Source organism: Desulfurispirillum alkaliphilum (assembly GCF_055378285.1).
Genome location: NZ_AP042405.1, coordinates 1773804 through 1796486, shown reverse-complemented (window position 1 = coordinate 1796486; position 22683 = coordinate 1773804). Strand labels below are relative to the sequence as shown.

At 58.9% G+C, this 22683-nt stretch carries 17 protein-coding genes; 6 read left to right on the top strand and 11 right to left on the bottom strand.

Annotated features, from left to right (window positions below; translation table 11 throughout):
• Window positions 1–16: 16 nt before the first annotated feature.
• From ACZ46I_RS08035 to aroF, 3 genes are all read right to left on the bottom strand, one after another.
• Complete coding sequence (locus ACZ46I_RS08035) at window positions 17–1429, bottom strand: sensor domain-containing diguanylate cyclase (protein WP_464280467.1); 1413 nt, start codon at window positions 1427–1429, stop codon at window positions 17–19.
• Window positions 1430–1432: 3 nt separating this feature from the next.
• Window positions 1433–4885 carry an AAA family ATPase gene (locus ACZ46I_RS08030; RefSeq protein ID WP_464280466.1) on the bottom strand — a complete coding sequence of 1151 codons (3453 nt, stop codon included), beginning with the start codon at window positions 4883–4885 and terminating at the stop codon, window positions 1433–1435.
• Window positions 4886–5121: 236 nt separating this feature from the next.
• Entirely contained in the window at window positions 5122–6132 is a 1011-nt protein-coding gene (gene aroF, locus ACZ46I_RS08025; protein WP_013506451.1) for a 3-deoxy-7-phosphoheptulonate synthase, read from the bottom strand.
• A 316-nt stretch (window positions 6133–6448) separates the two neighbouring features.
• Here aroF and hemB point away from each other — a divergent pair, with 316 nt between their 5' ends.
• The 5 genes from hemB to ACZ46I_RS08000 all read left to right on the top strand — a co-directional run bounded on the left by hemB (window position 6449) and on the right by ACZ46I_RS08000 (window position 11578).
• Entirely contained in the window at window positions 6449–7426 is a 978-nt protein-coding gene (gene hemB / locus ACZ46I_RS08020) for a porphobilinogen synthase (RefSeq protein WP_013506452.1), read from the top strand.
• 6 nt (window positions 7427–7432) lie between these two features.
• On the top strand, window positions 7433–9091 hold the full coding sequence (locus ACZ46I_RS08015) for a putative manganese-dependent inorganic diphosphatase (RefSeq protein WP_464280465.1): 1659 nt from the start codon (window positions 7433–7435) through the stop codon (window positions 9089–9091).
• Between the two features lie 2 nt (window positions 9092–9093).
• Window positions 9094–9585: a GNAT family N-acetyltransferase gene (locus ACZ46I_RS08010; RefSeq protein WP_464280464.1), complete on the top strand. Its 492-nt coding sequence runs from the start codon at window positions 9094–9096 to the stop codon at window positions 9583–9585.
• 301 nt (window positions 9586–9886) lie between these two features.
• A complete protein-coding gene (locus ACZ46I_RS08005; RefSeq protein ID WP_464280463.1) occupies window positions 9887–10996 on the top strand; it encodes a M20 family metallopeptidase in 1110 nt (369 codons plus the stop codon).
• A gap of 3 nt (window positions 10997–10999) precedes the next feature.
• Window positions 11000–11578, top strand: coding sequence for an NAD(P)H-dependent oxidoreductase (locus ACZ46I_RS08000; RefSeq protein WP_464280462.1), 579 nt, complete (start codon window positions 11000–11002; stop codon window positions 11576–11578).
• A gap of 31 nt (window positions 11579–11609) precedes the next feature.
• On the opposite strand, the gene ACZ46I_RS07995 is transcribed toward ACZ46I_RS08000, so the two are convergent.
• The 8 genes from ACZ46I_RS07995 to ACZ46I_RS07960 all read right to left on the bottom strand — a co-directional run bounded on the left by ACZ46I_RS07995 (window position 11610) and on the right by ACZ46I_RS07960 (window position 21122).
• Window positions 11610–12488, bottom strand: a complete 879-nt coding sequence (locus ACZ46I_RS07995; RefSeq protein ID WP_464280461.1) for an ABC transporter ATP-binding protein — start codon at window positions 12486–12488, stop codon at window positions 11610–11612.
• Complete coding sequence (gene modB, locus ACZ46I_RS07990) at window positions 12485–13165, bottom strand: molybdate ABC transporter permease subunit (protein ID WP_464280460.1); 681 nt, start codon at window positions 13163–13165, stop codon at window positions 12485–12487. Before modB ends, ACZ46I_RS07995 begins: the two co-directional genes overlap by 4 nt.
• A 225-nt stretch (window positions 13166–13390) precedes the next feature.
• The gene (locus ACZ46I_RS07985) at window positions 13391–13795 is read right to left on the bottom strand and encodes a TOBE domain-containing protein (protein WP_464280459.1); all 405 of its coding nucleotides are present in this window, start codon (window positions 13793–13795) and stop codon (window positions 13391–13393) included.
• On the bottom strand, window positions 13795–14544 hold the full coding sequence (gene modA, locus ACZ46I_RS07980) for a molybdate ABC transporter substrate-binding protein (protein WP_464280458.1): 750 nt from the start codon (window positions 14542–14544) through the stop codon (window positions 13795–13797). Before modA ends, ACZ46I_RS07985 begins: the two co-directional genes overlap by 1 nt.
• A gap of 81 nt (window positions 14545–14625) precedes the next feature.
• Complete coding sequence (locus ACZ46I_RS07975; RefSeq protein ID WP_464280457.1) at window positions 14626–15390, bottom strand: TOBE domain-containing protein; 765 nt, start codon at window positions 15388–15390, stop codon at window positions 14626–14628.
• 185 nt (window positions 15391–15575) lie between these two features.
• Window positions 15576–16649, bottom strand: a complete 1074-nt coding sequence (gene rsgA, locus ACZ46I_RS07970) for a ribosome small subunit-dependent GTPase A (protein ID WP_464280456.1) — start codon at window positions 16647–16649, stop codon at window positions 15576–15578.
• Window positions 16639–18018, bottom strand: coding sequence for a CoA activase (locus tag ACZ46I_RS07965; RefSeq protein WP_464280455.1), 1380 nt, complete (start codon window positions 18016–18018; stop codon window positions 16639–16641). The genes rsgA and ACZ46I_RS07965 overlap by 11 nt, the downstream gene beginning before the upstream one ends.
• A gap of 35 nt (window positions 18019–18053) precedes the next feature.
• Window positions 18054–21122 carry an acyl-CoA dehydratase activase gene (locus ACZ46I_RS07960; RefSeq protein ID WP_464280454.1) on the bottom strand — a complete coding sequence of 1023 codons (3069 nt, stop codon included), beginning with the start codon at window positions 21120–21122 and terminating at the stop codon, window positions 18054–18056.
• 192 nt (window positions 21123–21314) lie between these two features.
• Here ACZ46I_RS07960 and ACZ46I_RS07955 point away from each other — a divergent pair, with 192 nt between their 5' ends.
• Window positions 21315–22607: an O-acetylhomoserine aminocarboxypropyltransferase/cysteine synthase family protein gene (locus ACZ46I_RS07955; protein WP_464280453.1), complete on the top strand. Its 1293-nt coding sequence runs from the start codon at window positions 21315–21317 to the stop codon at window positions 22605–22607.
• The last annotated feature ends 76 nt before the right edge of the window (window positions 22608–22683 follow it).

Below are 22683 nucleotides of genomic sequence, written 5' to 3'. Positions count from 1 at the left end.
CACAGCGGGTATGCCCTCAGGAGAGTTCGCCGTTTCTCACGGCGTGCCCCTTGCCCGAATGCAGTTTGCCCTGGGCGTAGGCCAGCACGGAAGGAGCGTCCACTCCCGTGCTGCCACGGGCGATGGTCATGCGGAAGAAGACCTGAAACTTCTTGCCATCTGCCTCCAGTGCCTCATCGGAAAGCTGTTCCGCGACGCCATCCATATACTGTTGGGCCTCTACGGTGGAGTATTCGGTGGGGATGAGCACACCGAAGTGCCCCGGAGTAAAGGCGGCGACGATCATGCCCGGCCCGGCAATACGCTCCAGGCAGGAGGCCACTTTGCGCAGCAGTTTTTCAATGGTGGCAAAGCCAAACTTGTTCATGAGCTTATCCACCCGCTCCAGCTCAATATAGACAATGTAAGCCTCGCCGGCCTTTTTGACAATACTGTCGTAGGTCTGCACGAAAAAGCGCTCGTTGTAGAGCCTGGTCAGGGGGTCTATCTCGCTGAACTTGTGGCGCAGAATCATGCATTCGCGGGTAATGGCCAGGTAATTGACCAGCAGCTGAAAAATCGCCTGGTCATTGGCGGCAAAGAACTCCTCGCGCTCGCTGAGCAGGGCGATAACCGCCACCACATTTCCCTCGCTGATGATGGGATAGCCCAGAAAAGAGCGGAATTGGAAGGGTTCATTGAAGGAGTAGGCGCAGGTGTTGCCGCCATCCTTGCGCACATTTCCCAGGATAAGCGGTTTTTTGTTATAGCAGATCCAGCCCATGAGGCCCGTGCCAAAGTCCGCCGCCGGGCGCTCGGAGCTGCGAAAGGTCTGCCCGGTGACAAACTGGATGCGGTACTTCTTCTGGGTCGGATCCACCGTAGCCATCAGGCCTGTATCCACATGCAGGCGCGCGCACAGAAGTTTCACCATCTGACAGAGGATGATATTGAACTCGTAGCCCTCCTGGATGATGCGGTTGAAGCCGTGCACGATGTCCAGGTAACCGGCCTTCTCCTCGTAATATTTGTAGTGCTGATAGGTGTTGAGGATCGTCTTGATCTGCAGGGAGAACATGCTGAGGATCTTCTTGTCGCGGTCATTGAAGCCGAACTGGCGCTTGGTATCGACCACCAGAATACCCTGCCCCTCGATGGGAACCCCGATGAAGGACTTGATGTCCTCGTCCTTGGCGTAGTAGGGAAAATTGTGGATCTCCCGCTCGGTGCGGGAGACGTCGTAGACCTTACCATGCTTGTAGATCACCCCGAGCAGGGAGTTCTCCAGGGGGACACTGAAGTCCTCGACGATATTGCGACTCAAGGTCTGGCAGGCCACCAGCTTCAGGCTGGTGTGGGAAGAGTTCAGAATGAAAAACGCGGCGGTGAATGCGTCGGTCACCGAGGCCACCAGTTGCATCAGATTCTGCAGATCCCTGTTGATATCCATACTCTATCCTTTGGCGGGGGCGTATTGGGTGTGCTGCTCCACATGGGCCAGGTCAACGCCGACAATCTTGCTGACTCCCGGCTCCTGCATGGTAATGCCGTAGAGGCGGTCGGCCGACTCCATGGTGCGCTGGTTGTGGGTGATGATGATAAACTGGGTATCCTGGGCCAGCTCTTTGATCATGGAGCTGAAGCGTACCACGTTTGAGTCGTCCAGGGGAGCGTCCACTTCATCCATGAAGCAAAAAGGGCTCGGCTTGACCAGGAAAATGGCGAAAATCAACGCCGCTGCGGTCAGGGTCTTCTGGCCCCCGCTGAGCAGGTTGAGGGTCTTGGGACGTGCACCGGGAGGCTCGGCGATGATTTCCAGCCCCGCTTCCAGGGGGTCGGAGTCCGTAAGCTTCAGGTAGGCCGTGCCCCCCTGAAAGAGACGGGGGAAGACCAGCTGGAACTTCTCGTTGACCTGATTGAAGGTCTCCATGAAGCGCGTCTTGGTGGTCTGGTCTATCTTGTCAATACCGGCGCGGATGGAATCCACACTCTTCTGCAGGTCTTCCTGCTGCTGGCTGAGAAACTCATAGCGCTCCCGCACCTCTTCATAGGTATCTATGGCTTCCATATTCACACTGCCAAGGGCGCTGAGGGAAGCCCGCAACATCTTGAGCTGATCCAGGACTTCCTGTTCATCCATGAGCAGCGCTGAGCCTGAAGGATTTTTCAGGCTGGCCAGTTCGATATTTTTCTCATCGGCCTGCCTGGTCACGTTTTCCATGGTCAGCTTATTCTTTTCGATGACCAGGTAGAGGTTTTTTTCCTTTTCTTCCAGCTTTTCAATGGAATCGCGGTAGCTGGCCAGCCTGTCCTTGAACTGCCGAGCCTCGCCGCCCATCTCATCGAGCTCGCGGCTGGTGCGGGCAATAATCTCCTCGTTTTCAATGGCCTGGGTGTCAATCTCCTCCAGGCGCTTCTCAATACTCTGCAGTTCGGTCTTCGAGGTGCTCTCACGCTGGCGGTGTTCCTCCAGGCGCTGCAGCATATCCTGGCTGCGCTGTTTCACCTCCGCCAGTTTCCGGTGCTTTTCCTCCAGCACATTGCGGTCGGACTGCAGTACCTCTTCGGCCCGCGCCAGGCGCACCCGTTCCTCACCCAGGGCAGCCTGGTCATCTTCCAGCTGCGGTTCCAGGTGCTCAATACTGTGGGTCAGGTCTTCAATTTCCTCTTCCAGATCCTGCTTGCGGTTACCATGCTCCTTGAGCTCCTCGTTCAGCGACTGGATCTGCTGACGCGACTCTTCCTGGCGCTGCTCTATGCGCTGGCGCTCGCGATTCATCAGTTCCAGGTGCTTCTCCACCCGGGAGATAATGGCCTTCTGCTCCTGTATGGCGGCGGCTTTGGCTTCCACCAGCGGAGCCAGGCGCGCGCACTCGGTCTGCTGTTCCTGCACAGCGGCAAAGACCTGCTGCATCTGCTCCTGGGAGAGATCCAGCCGACGGGTCAGGTCATCCTCCTGCTTCAGCAGCGCCTGCTCCTGCTCCTCCAGGTGCGCGATATTGTCCAGCACATCCAGGGCCTGGGCTGCGGAGAGGTCGGCACTGCCAATGCAGCAGCTGTCGCGGTACACGGTGCCACTGGCGTCGGCAAAAATCTGCCCCGGATAACGGCGGCAAAGCTCAGACGCCTGCTCTGCGTAGTAGAGATTGCCGGGCAGAGCGATGTGGTGTCCCGGTGCGGCCTGGCAAAGCTGCGCCACCGGCACGGCCCCCTCAATGGGAGCCGCTGGCTGCTGCCGGGTGAGGATCTGAGGAGTGGTTCCGTCAAACTCTTCCACCAGGTACCCCAGAGCCAGGGTTCCCAGCAGGCTCAGGACGGGAACGCGAAAAGCGGGATCGGGAATGTGCAGCGCCTCGATCATGCGCTCCTGAAAATCTGCCGGCGGGTTGGCCTGCAGGGACTGCAGAATTTTGCGGGCACTCTCGATCTGATAGGCGACTTCATACTTTCTGCCGCGCACCTCGCCAAGCTCCTTGCGCAGGCCATCCATGGTGCTCTCCAGCTCCTGCTTGCGCTCCTGGGCTTCCTGCAGGCGCTGACGCGCCACTTCCTGCCGCGCCACCAGAGCGTCGTACTCGCCATGCACCACACTGTGCTGATGCTGGGCAGTGCCCAGTTCCTGCTCCAGCTCCTGCTGATCACGACGGCAGTTCTCCAGCTCCTGCTGGGCCTCCTTGATATTGTTTTCCATATCGATGAGGCGATTGCGGCAGTTGGTGATGCGGGTCAGGGTTTCAAAGGAGTCCTGACGAGCCAGTTCCAGCTCTTCTTTATAGCTCTCGATTTTTTCCTTTTTGCGCTGCAGGGCCTCCGATGCCTCGGCGATGGTTGCCCTGAGCTGCTCCATGCGGTTGGTGGCACTGTCGATGCGGGAGCTGAAGTGACGGACTTCGTCCTGCAGGGCATCCTGCAGGCGTGAAAGCTCGGTGAGCTCCCCCGCTTCGCGGGAAGAAAAGTCCTCAAACTGACGCATGGACTCCTGAATCGACTGCTGCTTCTGCTCCAGCAGGGCTTTTTCCTGCAGAAAGCTCTCCCGCTGGCGAGTGTGGTAGGTCAGCTTGGCTTCCATCTGGGCAATATGCTGATGCTCACGCTGCAGCTGCTCCTGCAGCTCAGCCATATGCTTCTTCTGCTCCTCCAGCTGCTCCTGAACGTGGCGGGACTGCTCCAGCGCCTCGGTCAGCAGATTGCTGGCCTCGAAGTACTGCTTGGAGAGCACCTGCACCTCCAGCTCGTAAATCCTGCTGGTGAGCTCCCGGTGCTGCAGTGCCTTGGCGGCCTGCTTCTTCAGGTAGTGGTACTGCTTCTCCACTTCCTGGGTGACATCCTGCACCCGCAGCAGGTTATTGTTGACATCCTCCAGCTTGGCCAGAGCCTCTTTCTTGCTCTCCTTGAACTTGTTGATGCCGGCGGCCTCCTCAATGACCCCCCGGCGGTCTTCGGGTCTGGAGGTAACGATCTGGTGAATTTTCCCCTGCTCGATGATACTCATGGCGCGGGTGCCCACGCCAGAGTCCATGAAGAGACCGCGCACATCCTTGAGGCGGCTGGCGGCCCCATTGATGCGGTATTCGGAAACGCCGTTCATGGTGAGACGGCGGATGACTTCAACTTCGTGAAATTCTGAATAGGGGTAGGGGAAGCTGTCGGACTCCAGCTTCAGCTTGACTTCGGCCATCTGGGCCGGAGAGCGGCGCTGGGTCCCGGCAAATATCACGTCGGCCATGCTGGCACCGCGCAGATCCTTGGCCCGCTGCTCGCCCATCACCCAGCGAATGGCGTCACTGATGTTGCTCTTGCCGCATCCGTTGGGGCCCACGATGGCGGTGATGCCATCGCGGAAATCCAGGACGCTGCGCTCGCTGAAGGACTTGAAGCCTGATATCTCAAGGCGCTTGAATTTCAAAAAAACACCATTTCCCGTGAAACGAACCGCGATAAGGTCGTTTTCCGTAAAGCATTGGTATATATGAACTGAAGCGCCATAACATAGCATAAGGTGACAATGAAAAAAAGCGGAAAAATTGCCCGAAAGGGCATGGGAAAAAGATCAGGCAGAACAGCGCGCACCGAAAACAGTTGCGTCGTCAAGAAAGCACCACTTTCCTGACGACGCAACACGGAGAGAACCAGGAGAAGATATTACCCTCGCAGCGAAGCCTGCAGACGATCCAGGCGAACCATCAGCTCGGCGAACTGGGGCGGATTCAAACTCTGGGGACCGTCACACAGCGCCATATCGGGATTGGGGTGAACCTCGATCATCAGGCCGTCAGCTCCAGCCGCCATGGCCGCCAGGGAGAGACTGGGAACCAGGGAAGCGAATCCCGTGGCGTGACTGGGGTCAATGATAATGGGCAAGTGGGTGCGCTGGTGCAGCACGGGAATAGCGCTGATATCCAGGGTGTTACGGGTGGCTGTCTCAAAGGTGCGGATACCCCGCTCGCACAGAATAACATCGCGATTACCCTCGCTGAGAATGTACTCAGCGCTCATGAGAAATTCCTCAATGGTGGTGCTCATGCCGCGCTTCAGCAGTACCGGCTTGCGGGTTTCGCCCACCAGCTTGAGCAGCGAGAAGTTCTGAATATTGCGGGCACCGATCTGCAGTACATCGGCGTAGCGCTCCACCAGATCAAGATCACGGGGATTCATGACCTCGGTCACGATGGGCAGCCCCACCTCATCGCCAGCAGCGCGCAACCACTTCAGGCCATCCTCACCCATTCCCTGGAAAGAGTAGGGGCTGGTGCGCGGCTTGAAGGCACCGCCACGCAACGCCTTCGCACCGGCCTGTTTGACAGCGACGGCAGCTTCCAGAACCTGCTCAGGAGTCTCCACGCTGCACGGTCCCGCGATAACCGAGGTGTAGCCTCCACCAAAGCGGGCCGGGCCGACTTCCACAATGGTCGGAGTGGGCTTGGTTTCCAGACTGGCCAGTTTGTAGGGCTTCTGAATGGGAACCACCGAGTCCACACACGCGATTTTGTGCAGATCCAGCAGGCTTTCGCGATTTCCACCGACGCCCACCGCGCCGATAATGGTCCGCTCTTCTCCCACGATCACATGGGGACGAAAGCCGAAAGCCACCACCCGTTCACAGACATGTTCGCGATCTTCCTCTGTTGCCGTTGCCTTGAGTACAATAACCATAGTGTTCTCCTTCAGTACTGAGGTTGTTGCTGGTGAATAAAAAAAAGCCGCCGGAAAAGGGGGTCTCCCTTCTCCTGCGGCCTTTGGCTTCTGAATATAGACAAAAGACCGCAAACAGAACCATGTCCTGCTTGCGGTCCGTTGTGTCGGTTACCCAAACAGGCAGCTACCTAAAAAAGTAATACTGCCAAAAATATACTGTCTGAAGCGTTTGCACGGTATTGACATCCTTATGATGCGGTTGTTTTCAGCTGGAATTTATGCATAATATGGACCTCTGTTACCCGTGTCAATAAAAAAATCTGGAGCATACCGCATGCAGGAACTCATCCGCCGCCCCCGAAGACTTCGCACCTCGCCAACGCTGCGCCGCATGGTGCAGGAAACCACCCTGACCCCCAGCGACTTTGTCATGCCGCTGTTCATCTGCCATGGTGAAAAGATCAGTCAGCCCGTGGGCTCCATGCCCGGCGTGAACCGCGTCAGCATTGACGTGGCCGTGGCCGAATGTCGCGAGCTGCAGCAGCTGGGCATTCCAGCCGTGATCCTCTTCGGCATACCCGCAGCCAAGGACCCCCTCGGCAAGGAAGGCTATGACGACAACGGCATCATTCAGCAGGCCGTGCGCGCCATCAAGCAGGCGGTGCCCGAGCTGCTGGTCATCACCGATGTCTGCCTGTGCGAATACACGGATCACGGCCACTGCGGCGTTATCGTCGACGGCGACGTCCATAACGACACCACCGTTGAGCTGCTGGTGAAGGAAGCGATCTCACACGCCCGCGCGGGTGCCGATATCGTGGCCCCTTCTGACATGATGGATGGCCGCATCGGCTCCATCCGTGAAGGCCTCGACGAAGCAGGCTTCAGCCAGATCCCCGTCATGAGCTACTCCGTGAAATACTGCTCGGCATTCTATGGACCCTTCCGCGACGCGGCCGACTCCACCCCCCAGTTCGGCGACCGCAAAACCTATCAGATGGATCCCGCCAACAGCCGCGAAGCCATCGTGGAGGCCTCCCTCGACGTGGAAGAGGGCGCGGACTTCCTGATGGTGAAACCCGCCCTGCCCTACCTGGACATCATCGCCTCCCTCAAGGAGAACTTCTCCCTGCCCCTGGCGGCCTATCACGTCAGCGGTGAATACGCCATGATCAAGGCAGCAGGCCGCAACGGCTGGCTGGACGAAGCCAAGGCCATGGAGGAGTCGCTGCTCTCCATCAAGCGCGCCGGCGCCGACATCATCATATCCTACTACGCCAAAGAGTTCGCTCAGCGCTATCAGGGGAAATAACGACCCATGCAGGATACCATCGTCATCGGCCACAAAAATCCCGATACGGATTCCATCTGCTCGGCCATCGCCTACGCGCAGCTGAAGTCGCAGCTTGCTCCGAACACCAGCTTCGTGGCCGGGCGCTGTGGGCAGCTCAACAAGCAGACCCGCTACATTCTTGAGCGCTTCGGCGTTCCCGCTCCCCGCTTTCTGCGCGACGTGCATCCCCGGGTGCGCGACGCCCTGCAGGAGGAGGCCGTCTGGGCCCACTGCAACACGCCCATTTTTCAGGTCATGCGCAATATCGATGAAAAACGCATTCGCATAACCCCCATAGTGGACGACCACGGCATCTTCAATGGAGTCGTCAGTATTCTGGAGGTGGCGGAATTCTTCCTGGAGAAAGACACTGTCCACCACCCCAACTTCCTGATCCGCCCGGAGAACTTTCCCGCCGTGCTCCCCGGAACCTTCCACCGTGAAGGGGAGCTGGAGGAATTCCCCGCGCGTATCTTTGCCGCAGCCATGCCTTCCGAACGCGCAGTGGAGCGTTTTGAGCGCATGCAGAGTGATGACATCCTGCTCATCACCGGCAAGCGCCGCGACATTCTCGAATACGCGATCCGTAAACAGTTCCCCGCCATTATCCTTACCGGCATTGAAGGCCCCGATGACCTGGATATCGACTTCAGCAGCTATCGTGGCTGGGTCTACATCTCCCAGTGGGACACAGCGGAAACCCTGCGCCGCTGTACCCTGGCCGTACCCTGCAAATCCATCATGAACCGGGATGTGCCGGTGGCAACCCCGGAGATGCTCTTTGAAGAGGCCCGGGACATCGTGGCCAGTTCTGAGCATAAAGGCCTGCCGGTTCTGGACGAACAGCGGCGGCTGCTGGGTATGGTGACGCGCACCAACTTCCTGCATCGCCCCCAGCCCCGACTGGTGCTCATGGATCACAATGAGCTGGCCCAGGCCGTGGATGGCGCGGAAAATGCCCGCATCGTCGAGATCGTGGATCACCACCGGCTCGGTTCCCTCAAAACCACCCACCCGATCCACGTTCTGGCCAAACCCGTGGGCAGCACCTGCACCCTGGTTTATCAGCAGTACCGCTTCCACGGCGTCACCCCTGACCCGGTGACGGCAGGCCTGCTGCTGTGCGGTATTCTCAGCGACACCGTCATCACCAAATCCCCCACCACCACCGTGGAGGACACCGATGCCCTGGAACGCCTGGCCACCCTGGCGGGAGTTGACTCCCAGAAGCTCGGCCTGGAAATATTCTCAGCTTCCGACAGCCTGGCCAATGCGGAACCCCGTGCTGTGGTGAACGGTGACCTGAAGATCTACAGCGAATTCGGCGTCAGCGTCGGTATTGCCCAGGTGGAAGTGGTGACCCTCTCCGAACCAGCCGAAATCTATCAGCAGCTGCAGGCGGCCCTGGATGACCTGCGTTCCAGCCGCAAGCTGGACTGGACCATGCTGCTGATCACCGATATCATCAAGGAAGAGAGCATTCTGCTCACCAGCGCCTACCCCTGCGGCGAGCAACGACTCAGTTATGGGCGCCGCGATGACCATGTGTACCACCTGCCCGGAGTGCTCTCCCGCAAGAAGCAGCTGCTGCCGGAAATACTGCGCATACTCGAAGAGTGTGGCAACGAAACCCTGAGGAAATAATCATGGCTGCCAAGAATGATGCCGCCCGCCCCAACCGCATCACCATCCGCAACCCCAACATCGACGATCTGGCCCCCGTCTTTCACCTGGGCGAGAAGATCTTCACCTACCGCATGTCCCCGACCCTCTACCGTACCTGGGACGAATTCGAAGTGGTGGAATTCTTCCTCAGCAGCCAGGAATGCTGCTTTGTGGCGGAAAGTGACGAGGAGATTGTCGGCTTCCTGCTCGGCTACATCATCGACCGCAAAAACGCCACCCGTAAGGTGGGTTACCTGACCTGGATCGGCGTTGATCCTGACTTTGAGAGTAAGGGCCTGGCAGGAAAGCTCTTTGCCAAATTCCGCAAGGTCATGCATGAAAATGAAGTGGAGCTGCTGCTGGTGGACACCGAAGCCAATAACCACCGCGCCCTGAAATTCTTTCAGCGGGTGGGCTTCAAATCCCCGCGCGACCACCTCTACCTGACCCTGAAGATGGATGAGGAAGAGTGATCCGCGCAAAACTGCACGCTGAGAGCTTACTGAAAGGGAACTCTTTACGGTGTGTTGGTACTCGCGCCAGCATTCCTCCCAGAGACGCTCACTTTCGTCCGAGGACCTCCGCCTCTGCCGCTCGCCATCCGGGCTCGCTCTCGGAGTACTGGCGCTCCTGCTGAAAAAAACGCAGGGGAGCCGTGAATGGTTACGCTGAAAGTACATTGAATGAATCGGGCAATGGAAAAATCCTCGGACGCAAGGCGCCTGCCACCGTGCGTCACAGGTGTTTTTTCAGCAGCCTGCCAAAGGAATTCCTATGATCAACTCCGCCCGCCTGCGCCAGCTCCTGCTGGACATGATTGACATCTACAGCCCTTCCGGCAAGGAAGAGGAGGTCGTCAACTATCTGGAAGCTCACCTTACCCGCATGGGTCTGCCTTTTGTGCGTCAGGAGGTGGAGGAGGGCCGCTTCAACCTGATCGTAATGCCCGACGATGCCGAACCGGAAGTGGTCTTCGTGGGCCATGTGGACACCGTGGTGCCCGCCCACATCGACGCCTACCGCCCTGAGGAGGACGGCGACACCATCTACGGCCTCGGATCAGCGGATATGAAAGGCGGGGTTGCCGCCATGGTGGAAGCGTTCGCGGCCTACCTGCAGCAGCACGGTACACTTCCCCATGCCGCCCTGGCCCTGGTGGTGGGAGAAGAGGCCGCCCAGGACGGGGCCGCCAGACTGGTGGACGAATACTCCTTCGACTGGGCCATTGTGGGGGAACCCACCCACCTTGACCCCTGCTTCTCCCACTACGGCTACCTGGAAATGGAACTGGCCACCACCGGGCGGCGGGTGCATGCCTCCATGGCCGGCATGCAGACCCACGCCGTCAAGGATATGCTGCAGGTGCTGCTGGGATTCGGCAACTTCATGGATGCCCGCTACCCGGAAATCGTCTATAACATCCGCGACCTCAACAGCACCCGCTGCGGCTTTGCCGCGCCCGAACGCTGTGAAACCGCCATAGACATGCACTTTCCACCGCGCTTTCCCGCCGGGGAACTCATGGCGGAAATCGAAGAACAGCTGGCCCGCCATGAGGGAGTGGAAATGGAGCTGTCCTTCATCACCGTGCGACCCGGCTACGACATTCCCGTCAAGGGCAGTTTTCCAGGGATTCTGCAAAGCGTCTACGAACAGCTGGCCCTCCCCTGGAACCCCAAGGCCTTTGTCAGCGACTCCGACGCCGCCATTTTGTGGCGCGAAGGCATCCGCCCCGTGGTACTCGGCCCTGGCAGGCTCGAAGAGGCCCATACCCAGGACGAATCGGTAAGCTTTAACTCCGTGGCTCAGGCTGCCGCCATCTACCTGTGCATGCTCGGGGAGCTTGGGACCACACAAGGCCCCGGGAAAGACCAGGGGACATAACCCATGGCCCGGAAGATCACCATTATCCTCGGACACCCCGATGCAGCAAGTTTCTGCAGTGCCCTCGCCGAGGCCTACGCCGCTTCGGCCACCGCAGCCGGCCACGAGATCCGGCTCTTCCGACTTGGCGAAATCGACTTTGACCCCGTACTGCGCCATGGCTACCAAAGCGATCAGGAGCTGGAACCAGGGCTGCGGGAGATACAGGAAGCCATCACCTGGGCATCACACCTGGTACTGGTATACCCCAACTGGTGGGGAGCCCTGCCCGCCCTGCTCAAAGGCATGTTCGACCGCATATTCCTGCCCGGCTACGCCTTTCGCTACCGTGAAGACTCCCCCTTCTGGGATCGACTGCTGACCGGACGCAGCGCCCAGGTCATCGTCACCATGGACACCCCTCCCTGGTATTACCGCCTGGCCTATACCATGCCGGGCCACCATCAGATCCGCAAAACCATCCTGGAGTTCTGCGGTATCCGCCCGGTGAAGATCACCTCCTTCGGCCCGGTGCGCAGCGCGACAGCACAGAAGCGCGAGCTGTGGCTGCAGAAGGTGCGTGAGCTGGCGCAGTCCCTCTGACACCCGGCTCCTGTACGACACAGGCTATCCCCTACTCTTCCATGGGTAAAATCAATGGATTAAACGCCTTGGAGGCAATCATCACCCGCTGGCCCACCTGCAGCTCCCGGCGCTCCTGCCCGCTGGCCACCACCTGCACAATGTCACTGCCCACCAGGATATGCACAATACTCACCACGCCGCTGGGCACCATGTGGACCACTTCGCCCGTGAAGCGGAACTTGTTGCTGATGCCGGAGCTGGCGAAGACCTCCGCCGGGCTGCCGCTGCGCGCCACCTGACCCCGCTCCAGTACAAAGACCCGGCTGCTGAGGCGAAAGACTTCGCTCATATCGTGGCTGACCAGCAACGTGGTGGGCTGGTAGCGCCTGTGCAGACTCAAAAGCTCCTCCTGCAGCTTCAGGCGCATCTGCAGGTCCAGCGCACTCAGGGGCTCATCCAGCAGCAGCAGGCTTGGCCGCAGGGCCAGGGCGCGGGCCAGGGCCACCCGCTGGCGCTGGCCACCGGAGAGCTGATCGGGCTTCCGATTGGCCAGCTCCTGCAGGCCCGCCACTTCCAGCAGTTCGTGTACCACACTGTGTCGCTTTGTTCTGGGCAGGGCTGCGCTGATATTCTGGGCCACACTCATATGGGGAAAGAGGGCGTAGTCCTGAAAGACCATGCCGATGGAGCGCTGACGGGGACTCAGGTTGATCCGTCGATTGGAGTCAAACCAGGTCTGGCCGTTAACCTCGATCGTCCCTTGATCGGGCGCTGTCAATCCCGCCACCATGCGCAGCAGGGTCGTCTTGCCCGCCCCCGAGGGGCCGAAGAGGGTGACAAACTGTCCATCTTCCACCGTGGCCTGAAACTCCAGCTCCATGGGGCCATCGGCAGTGTGCAGGCGCTTGGTGACGTTTATGCTGATCATGACAGCTCCATACGGGCAAAGCGCCGGTTCACCACATAGACAATCAGCAGAATGGCAAAGGTGATGGCAAAGAGCACAAAGGCGTACTGGTGGGCCGTGGCGTAATCCAGGGCCTCCACCCGGTCATAGATGGCGATGGAAGCCATGCGGGTTTCACCGGGAATATTGCCCCCCACCATCAGCACCACCCCGAACTCCCCCACCGTGTGGGCAAAGCTCAGGATGCACCCGGCCAGAATCCCCGGCTTCATGTTGGGCAGCAGGATGGTAAACAGGGTTCTGATACGGGAGATGCCCAAGGTGGCCGCCGCCTCCCGCAGATTGGCCGGAATAGCGGTAAAAGCACTCTGCAGCGGATGGATCATAAAGGGCAGGCTGAAGAGCACCGAACCCACAATCACCCCCTCAAAGCTGAACACCAGCCGCAGATTGAACCAGGAGTCCAGGAAGCCACCCACCGGATTGACCGGACTGAAAAAGACCAGCAGATAGAAACCCAGCACCGTGGGCGGCAGCACCAGCGGCATGCTCACCAGCGTCTCCACCACCGACTTTGCCCGACTGCGGGTATAGGCCAGCCAGTACGCCAGGGGAATCCCCAGCACCAGCAGGATGATGGTGGTGATGAGCGCCACCTGGAAGGTGAGGGTCATGGTCTGGATGAAATCGGGATTCATGTACAGCTCCTCGAAAATGGCGTTCTCTGTCTCTCAGGAAAAAGGTCTCACACCGCGACATAAAGAAAGGCAATGCCTCTCGCCCGTTCGCTGCGCTCACTTAAGGCGCGAAGTCGCCAAGGAAGAACAAGGAGGGTAAGTGTTTCTGGCGTTATATCTTGCGTCTTGGCGGCTTTGCGAGAGAATTCTGCCTTTATTGCTTTTGGTGTCGCAGATGAGGGTTTTTCAGCAGCCTGCAAGTGAGATTTCATTGGCCTTCACAAGCCACTCCACCCCATCCCCCACCTTCAACTCCATACGCCTGGCCGAGCGGCTGGTGATGATGGAGACGATCTGCTGGTCGGCAAAGTCCAGGCTGATTTCCGCCAGCATCCCTTCGCTGCGCACGGCGGCGACGGTGGCTGGCAGGCGATTACGCAGGCTGATGTCTCCGCTGAGGTTTCTGGCGATGGAGACCTCTGTCTCCTTGAACAGCACCTGTATTCTGTTGCCCTGGCGCAGCCAGGGGCACTGTCCCGGGGTTTCCACCACGAGGGCGCTCATGGTGTGCGTGCCCGCCACGGCGATATCCACCAGGCTGAGGTTGCCATCGCTATCAATGGCGCTGATGATTCCGGTCAGGGTGTTCATCAGAATCCATACCGCGCGAGAATTTCCTTGCCATCTGAACCCACTATAAACGCGGCAAAATCCTGGGCCAGAGCGTTGCCTTCGGCCCTTTTTAAGATCACAAATCCCAGAGGCATGGGGCTATGCATGGACTCATCTATCAAGACGAATTCGCCAATGCGCTGCATGTCATCAGAAAGAGCCAGGGAGTAGGCAGTAATACCCGCCTGAGCGGCTCCACTGGCAGCAAAGTGTGATGCCTGGGAAATATTCTCTCCCATGACCAAACGACGCGACAACTTTCCCCATAAACCCGCCGTTTCCAGCGCTTCCTGTGCGGCAAAACCATAGGGTGCCAGCTCGGGATTCGCAATGGCAAGACGGCGAACGGCGGGAATATCCAGTCCAGCTATTCCCTTGTTCAGGTCCACTGCCCCCCCTTTACGCTGCCACAGCACAATGCGGCCAACAGCGTACTCATGGGCTTCGCCCATGGTATGTCCTTCCCTGTGCAGCGTCTGGGGATAGTGCATATCAGCTGAAAAGAACATGTCAAACGGAGCGCCATTGATAATCTGGGCATAGGCCTTACCACTGGAACTATATACGACTTCCACGGAACTGCCCGGATGTGCCCTTTCAAAGCTTCTGGCAGCATCCTCCATGGCAAAACGCATGCTGGCAGCTGCAACCACGGTCAGGGATTGAGCCAGAGCACTGCTTATGCACATTGAAACCAGAATCATAACCAACAGAAAACGCTTCATCATCTTTCTCTCCTTTGGCAGAACCTTTGATACTGCTAAAATCTTTCGCTATATACATAACTATATAGCGGGTGCGAAAAAAATTTACACCCCGAGTATCACACTGGAAGCCTTAAACACCGCCCAGGCAGGCTGTCCGGCCTTCAATTCCATGCGCTCCAGGGATTCGCGGGTGATGACTGCGGCCAAACGCGCCTGGCCGGGCAGCTCAAGGACCACTTCGGCGTTCACTTCGCCCCCGGTCACCCGCTCCACTGTACCGCCCAGCACATTGCGGGCACTGATGTTCTCCGGCTTCTGTGTCGCCAGCAAAATTGAGCTGGCTTTGACGAGGGCGTACACTTCCCTGCCCTCGGCCAGCTCCATGGCCTCGGCGCTGTCGCGGGTGACGATGGCCGTGATCTCGTCGCCACCACTGAGGCCTACCACCACCTCGTCATTGACGGCTCCACGGCGCAGCCTTGATACCCGCCCACTGAACTGATTTCTGGCACTGGTCTTCATACCGATCCTCCGGAAAAAATTCTCCATACTCTGGGCAGAGCCCCCATGGCGGGCAATTTCCGCCATAAAGTGCCGCTGTGCTTCGGCGTAGAGATCGTACATGCGCAGCATCCGCTTGCCTTCCTCGGTAAGAAGGCTGCCACCGCCACCACGACCACCACTGATGCGCTCAACGAGAACCTTCTCGGCAAGGTTGTTGATGGCGTCAACGGCGTCCCAGGCCCCCTTGTAACTCATACCCGCCGCCTTGGCGGCAGCGCTGAGGGAGCCGCAGCGGTCGATCTGGCGCAAGAGCTCAATGCGCTTTTCGCTCAGCACAAAAGGCTGATTGTCGGTCATCCCCATGGCACCCTCCTGAAAACACTTCTCGTCGCTATATAGTGCACTATATAGCGATAGTCAAGAAGCAAAGTGCGTGCCACTTCCCTGGATCTGCCCGCAATGAGGGCACGGGAAGAGGCAGCACAGAAAATGTCATGTTTATGCCGATGATATTTCTGTCAAGTGAAGGAAAACCGACAGGAAAAATCTCAGCGCCGCCCCTTGTCTGCCAGGTGCTTGCGCAGGGCCTTGCTGCTGGATTTTTCCCGCTGCTTGCGCTCGGTGATACCCCGCAGAGTGCGGCGCTGCTGCAGCTCCCGGGTCTGTTCCACCAGCTTCAGATAGGCTTCATAGCGATTGGCATCCAGAGTTTCGTCATCCACAGCGGCCAGTACAGCGCAGCCTGGTTCCGCGGTATGGGTACAGTCGCCAAAACGGCACTGGGCTGCCAGCTCCTCAAGGTCATCAAAGGCCAGGCTCACCTGGCTTTCGTCCATGATCCAGGGGGCAAACTCGCGCATGCCTGGTGTATCAATCACCGTGATGCCACCGGGCAGAAAGAGCATCTGGCGCATGGTGGTAGTATGGCGACCCTTGCCATCCCAGTGGCGGTTGTGGGAAGTGGCCATGACCTCTTCACCGGCCAGGGCGTTTACCAGGCTCGACTTGCCGACACCCGACGAACCGATGAAACATATGGTCTGGCCGCTGGTGGCATAGGCGCCAAGACCGTCCATACCACGACCCGTATGGGCACTGACAGCATGGATGGGGACATTACCGAGGATACCGCGTATCTCTTCCAGCAGCTCATCGATTTCGGCGGGTTCCACCAGGTCAGCCTTGTTGATGAGGATCGTGCATTCAATGCCACAGGCCCGCACGGCCAGCACATAGCGTTCCAGCCGTCGCAGGTTGAAGTCGGGGCCAAAACAGGTGATGACAAAAACCACGTCCACATTGGCGGCAATGGCCTGAGCCTGCAGATCCTTGACAACGGATTTGCGCAGCAGAATATTCCTGCGGGGCAGAACCTCCACCACCATGGTCTTTTCGCCGCGACTATCGGCCAGTACCATATCACCCACCACGGGCAGGTCGATGGCTTCGCGGGCGCTGTGCTGCAGGGCTCCCGCCACCACGGCATCCAGCTCCGTGTCGGGACGCACCAGGGTCAGCAGATTTTTGGCCATAACGCAGCTGACACGGGCCATCACCATGCCGGGTTCCGCTGGCTCAAGGTGGTGGTACGCGGCAAACAGGGAGGCGTGTTCACTGTGCATTGGCGGAGTTTCCTTGTGTCTGTTGAAGCTGACGGGCGTGGTGCTGGCGTGCCTGGTACATGAAGGTCTGCAGGGCGACTTCCCGACCAGGGGGTGTGGAGTCGTCGCAGCTGATATCCAGGTAGGGAATATGGCGATCGTGCAGCAGGGGTTTGAGGATGGATGAGGCCACGGTGCTGGGCATACAGGTAAAGGGATAGAGGTTCACGACACCGTTGAACCCTTCGGCAATATACTCCAGCGCCCCACCGATGCTCAGGGGTGCTTCGGTGCCGATGGCAAAGTCAAAGAGTCCCTGGCTTTCCACCAGGTGGCGCACTTCATCCACGGAGTGATCGCGCTGGATATCCAGGTGCTGCAGGGCACTGGCATAGAGCTGGTGCTGGCGACGCGCCAGGTAGCGTATCTCCACTTCGCCCAGCAGCCACCGTTTCAGGTGCCGGGGAACCTGGGAAAACCTGCGGGTCTTCCAGCTGTCCCTGAGGGATTTGCGATGGTTCTGGGTGGTCTCATAGGAGACAAACTGCACCCACTCCCCCAAAGAGGCGTTGACCACTTCCGCCCCGAAATACTCCAGCTGGGCGATGACATCGCGGTTGGATTCAGGGTGGCTGCGGATATAGATTTCACCGACAATGCCAATGCGTGGCCGCCGCTCCAGCGTTCGATCCATCAGCTCAGCGGCACCACGGGCGATGCGGGCCACTTCCTGGCGCAACGCGCCCAGATCGAGATCCGCACCGCGCTGTTCAATCAGCTGCTCCATGGACTGCAGCCCCTGGGTGATCCAGGTGTTCACGCTGCCGGGCTCCTGCTCGTAAGGTCGGGTGCGCCAGGTGATGCGTCCCAGAATATCGGCGATGATGGTCGCCATGTAGGCCAGCTTGCGAAAGCTCTTCGTCCTGCCGTCCGGCAGAATGCCCGAGGAAGAGTAACCATCCTTGGTGGAGAGATAGAGAATGGGCACATCCCGGAAGTGGGGAAAACGATCCAGCACCAGGCGCTGCATTTTATTGTACATGCCGAAGCGGCAGGGACCATCGGCCTCCGGCATGAAGTAGACGTACTCTTCGGCGCGAAAGTCCTCCCCAAGGCGTTTGCGCTCACCTTCCAGGTGGTGGAGCACATCCCCCAGGGTCACCTGACAGGGAAAGCACTCCTTGCCCGAGGTGAACTCCTTACCGAGGGCCAGGCCGGTGTAGGTTTCCATCACGCGGGCGTTGACGCCAAAGGCGCGGAAGGAGGCCGCCAGCAGGCGGGCACCGAAGGGTTCCATATCGGGAATCAGCAGGGTCTTGGCCGATACATCAAAACGCGCCACACTGCGCAGGTTATCAAAAAAAACACGGGGTTCTGGTTGTTGCTCCATTTGATCCTTTCCTGTGATCGGGGAAGCGTGCGTCATCAGCCGGAAGTGGTCGCACGCTGACGCATCATAATATTATTCACGACATTACGGAAGGCCTCCACCCGGGTCAGGGTTCCGGCCACGCCGCTGTGTTCATCCAGCTCCAGCATCAGCGACGGTTTTTCCTGGAGAATATGCTGGTAGAAATGCTCCAGGAAGGAGTCAGCACCACAGGAGAAGTTGCTGATATGCAGACCGAACCAGTTGGGGTGGCGGGCAATGGCCTTGGCCGTCTTCAGGATGCGTCCGCCCAGGCCCCAGTACATGCCGGGAAAGTCACTGAGGTCTTCGCCATCCAGGTGGAGGAAGTCCATGGGCAGCGCGGCTATGCCAAGCTTTGACAGATGTTTGCCAATCTGCAGATTCAGTCCTTCGTCATAGAGATTATAGGGACGGCCCGTCACCACCCACAAGGGTTCGTCAGGGTCAGCGTCACGCAGAATCTCCTCGCCCCGCTGCCTGATGGCGCGGGTGAACTCCTGCTGGACCTGCCAGGCGCTTTCCACGGCGCGGCGGAAGGTCTTGCGATCGGCGCGCAGTACTGCCGGAAAACCCTCCCACAGGGCCTCTGTCACCAGTTGCACACCATCCTTGAGGTGCACGGTGGGGCTGATCACCTGCTGCTCTTTCAGCCGCAGGGCCGCTTTGGTCATAAAATGGGAGCTTTCCACCAGGGGACACAGATACCCCCGTTCATCGGATTCCGCGATGGGCACATTGATGACATTGGGCAGGAAGAGCCACTCCACCTGATCCACAAGGGCCGCCACATGGCCATGGAACACCTTGACGGGATAGCAGGTTTCGGCGGTCATGGACTCGGTGCCAAGCAGGGCAAGCGCCCCGTTGGTAGGTGGTGTCAGGACCACCTGGAGTCCAAGGCCGGACAGAAAGTGAGTCCAGAATATACCCCAGTCAAGGACATGCAGGGAAGCCGGCAGCCCAACGGTGCCGGGCTGCCGGGACAGGGATGGTGTGGCGAAAATGACCGGCTGCCGCTCCAGGTACTCTCGGAAGAGCTGCTGACGCTCCAGGAAATAGTTGGACGCGGCCCTGCCTTCGTGGTGGGAGACTTCAAAACGTCCGCAGTCGCCACCCCAGATGCTTTTGCGCTGGCCAAACTGGTAGATCTTCAGCTTACACTCGTTGTGACAGTCTTTCTCCGCCCGGCAAATGCTTTCGCGGGCCTCCACAGTGGCCTCGCACAACTGGGAAAGGTCGCGCTGGCGCACACTCAGGCCCTGGTTGCGAGAGGAGCGCATCAGAGTCAGAGCCGCGCCAAAGGCTCCCATGACCTCGCGGTGCTTCGGCACCAGCACCGGCCGATCCAGCACCCGTTCGAATGCCGCCACAATACCTTTATTGAGGGAGGGGCCACCCAGGAACATGACCTTTTTCCCGATGGGGCGGCTCTCCACCACGCGATGCAGGTAGTTGTGCACAATGGCGTAACACAGCCCGGCGATCAGCTCGTCGCGGCCGGCACCCTTCTGTGCGTAACCGGCCATATCCGACTCCATAAAGACCGTACAGCGTTCCGCCAGGTGTACCGGTGCCGGCGACGAGAGGGCGATCTCCTGAAACTCGCCGAAGATATTGATCTTCATCTTGTTGGCCAGCTCGTGAATAAAGCTGCCGGTACCCGCCGCACAGACCTTGTTCATGACAAAGTCCACTGGATAGGCACCATCGATGGCGATATATTTGGAATCCTGACCACCGATTTCAAAGATGGTGTCGATGGAGGGGTCAACGGCGACTGCCCCGGTGGCATGGGCGGTGATCTCGTCGAGAATCAGGTCGGCGCTGACAAAATCCCCCACCACATTGCGCCCCGAGCCGGTGGTGGCAATACCCAGCAGCTCCACCTGCGACCCGGAGTGTTCCAGCATGTGGCGCAGCAGCTTCTGGCTGACCTCAATAGGCTTGCCCTGGGTGGGACGGTAACACTTGCCGATCAGAGTGCCCTGTTCATCGATGAGGGCGTATTTGGTGGAGGTGGAACCAATGTCAATCCCCAGAAACGCCCTGACCGGTTTGTCGCTGACAAAGGGTTCCAGGGAGTTATCGGTCTCAAAGTGCGTATAGCGCAGCTCCAGTGGGGCCGTGCGGGGGAAATCGCTGCTGTGCTGATGGTTCTGGCGCAGGGCTTCCACATCAATGCCTGCGGTTCCGGCGCCACGGTTGCGAACGCGCAGGGCCGCGCCCAGAGCGCCCAGTGAGGTATGGTGCAAGGGCACCTGCAGGTCAGGAAAATAACGGCGGAAAGCCTCCACCTGCAGCGCATTGGAAGCCATGCCGCCAATGAAAATCACCGGGGAAACCACTTCGCGATTGGCCACGATGGTACTCATGTAATTTGCGGCGTTGCCGCTGTGCAGGCCGGCAATGATATTACTCAGGGACTCGCCCTTGTTCTGCAGGTGGATCATGTCGGATTTGGTGAAGACGGTGCAACGGCAAGCCACCGCCGCTGGCGACGTACTCTGCTGGCCCAGGTTGATAAAGTCCTGCAGCAGGCTGTCCAGGCGTTCGTGGCTGAGCTGAAAGTCATCGCCATAGAGGGCGCAGGCCAGACGCTCCGCCTGCTGGTCGATAAAGGAGCCCGTCCCTGAGGCACAGGGCCCGTTCATGTGAAAGGCGTCCAGATACCAGGAGCCGTCCCCGTTGTGTCCGATCTGGAACAGCGACGCATCCTGTCCGCCCATACTGATGATGGAGCGCGTCGACGGGGCAATGTGCAGCGCACCGGAAACCTGGGCGATGGTCTCCACCTCAAAGGGAGCGCCCACCACAGAAGCCACGCGCTGTCCCTGGATTCCCGTAAAGCAGATGCCACCAATCTCATTGGTGGCAAAGCGCTCCAGGACACCCTGCAGGGAGGTGGCAACCTCCTCGTTCACCAGGCCGAAGTGGCGTCGGTAAGGCTCCTCGTGAACAATATGGCCGTGGCTGTCGATAACAACCGCGTTAATACTGACAGAGCCTACATCAAGGCCAATAAAATACACAGGCAGCTCCTCAACACCGGCAATGCTCACTGGCAACCGCAGTAACGGTAACAATTGCCAACCAGTGTTTGAATTTTACCACTTTGTAACTATTGCTACAACGAAAAGGCGCCACCACTGCCGTGAAAATACCCCTACGCACCGAACTGCTGCGGCCGCAGAATTTGCCATATAAAAGAATTCCAATTGACATTGTCATCTTTAGCGGGCAGGATATCACCACTATAATCCACAGGAGAGTGATCTATGGCAAAGAAACCCTATCGCTTTGAAACCCTGGCCCTGCACGGCGGACAGGAACCCGACCCGGTCACCCTCTCCCGTGGGGTGCCCGTATACCGCACCAGTTCCTATGTTTTCAAGAACACCGAACATGCCGCCAACCTCTTCGGCCTCAAGGAACTTGGCAACATCTACTCGCGACTGATGAACCCCACCAATGACATGCTGGAGCAGCGGGTCAGCCTGCTGGAAGGCGGAGCAGCCTCGGTCGCCCTGGCTTCCGGCACCAGCGCCATCCACTATACCGTCATCAACATCGCCCGTGCCGGGGATGAAATCGTCGCCGCCAACAACCTCTACGGTGGCACCTACACTATGTTTGACGCCATTCTGCCCCAGCTTGGCATCAACACGAAATTCGTCGACGCAAAAAATCCGGCTGCCTTCGCCGAAGCCATTACCGACAAGACACGGCTCATCTTCATTGAAACCATCGGCAACCCGGTTCTCGACTTCACCGACATTGCCGCCATAGCGAAAATCGCCCGCGAACACCAGCTGCCCCTGGTGGTGGACGGCACCTTCACCACCCCCTACCTCCTGCGGGCCATCGACCACGGCGCCGACATTGTCATCAACTCCCTCACCAAGTGGATGGGGGGCCACGGCAATGCCATCGGCGGCATTGTGACTGATTCGGGCACATTCAACTGGCAGAACCCGCGCTTCGCTCTTTTCAATGAACCGGACCCCAACTACCACGGCCTGCGCTGGGCCCATGATCTGCCCGAAGCCCTGGCCCCCATCGCCTTTGCCCTGCGCCTGCGCACCGTTCCCCTGCGCAACCTGGGCGCCTGCCTCTCCCCCGACAACGCCTGGATGTTCCTGCAGGGCATTGAAACCCTGCCCTTCCGCATGGATAGACACTGCGAGAACGCCGTGGCCGTAGCACAGTTCCTGAAAAAGCACCCCAAGGTGGAGTGGGTTCGCTACCCGGGACTGGAAGGCGATCGCACCTACCCCATCGCCAGCAGGTATCTGAAAAACGGCTTTGGCGCCATGGTGGTCTTCGGTGTGCAAGGTGGCGCGCAAGCCGGAGCGCGCTTTATCGACAACCTGCAGCTCTTCTCCCACCTGGCCAATGTGGGTGACGCCAAATCCCTGGCGCTGCATCCCGCCAGCACCTCCCACTCTCAGCTGAACCCTGAGCAGCAGAAGGCCAGTGGACTCACCCCTGAGCTGGTGCGCCTCTCTGTTGGACTGGAGCACATTGACGACATCCTGGAAGACATCGACCAGGCCCTGCTGAAGGCCTGACCAGCAGCATCACAACTCCCCCTGGCAACAATTCACCAGTTCACTGTTGAGGAGTTCCGCTTTCTATTGTACTATC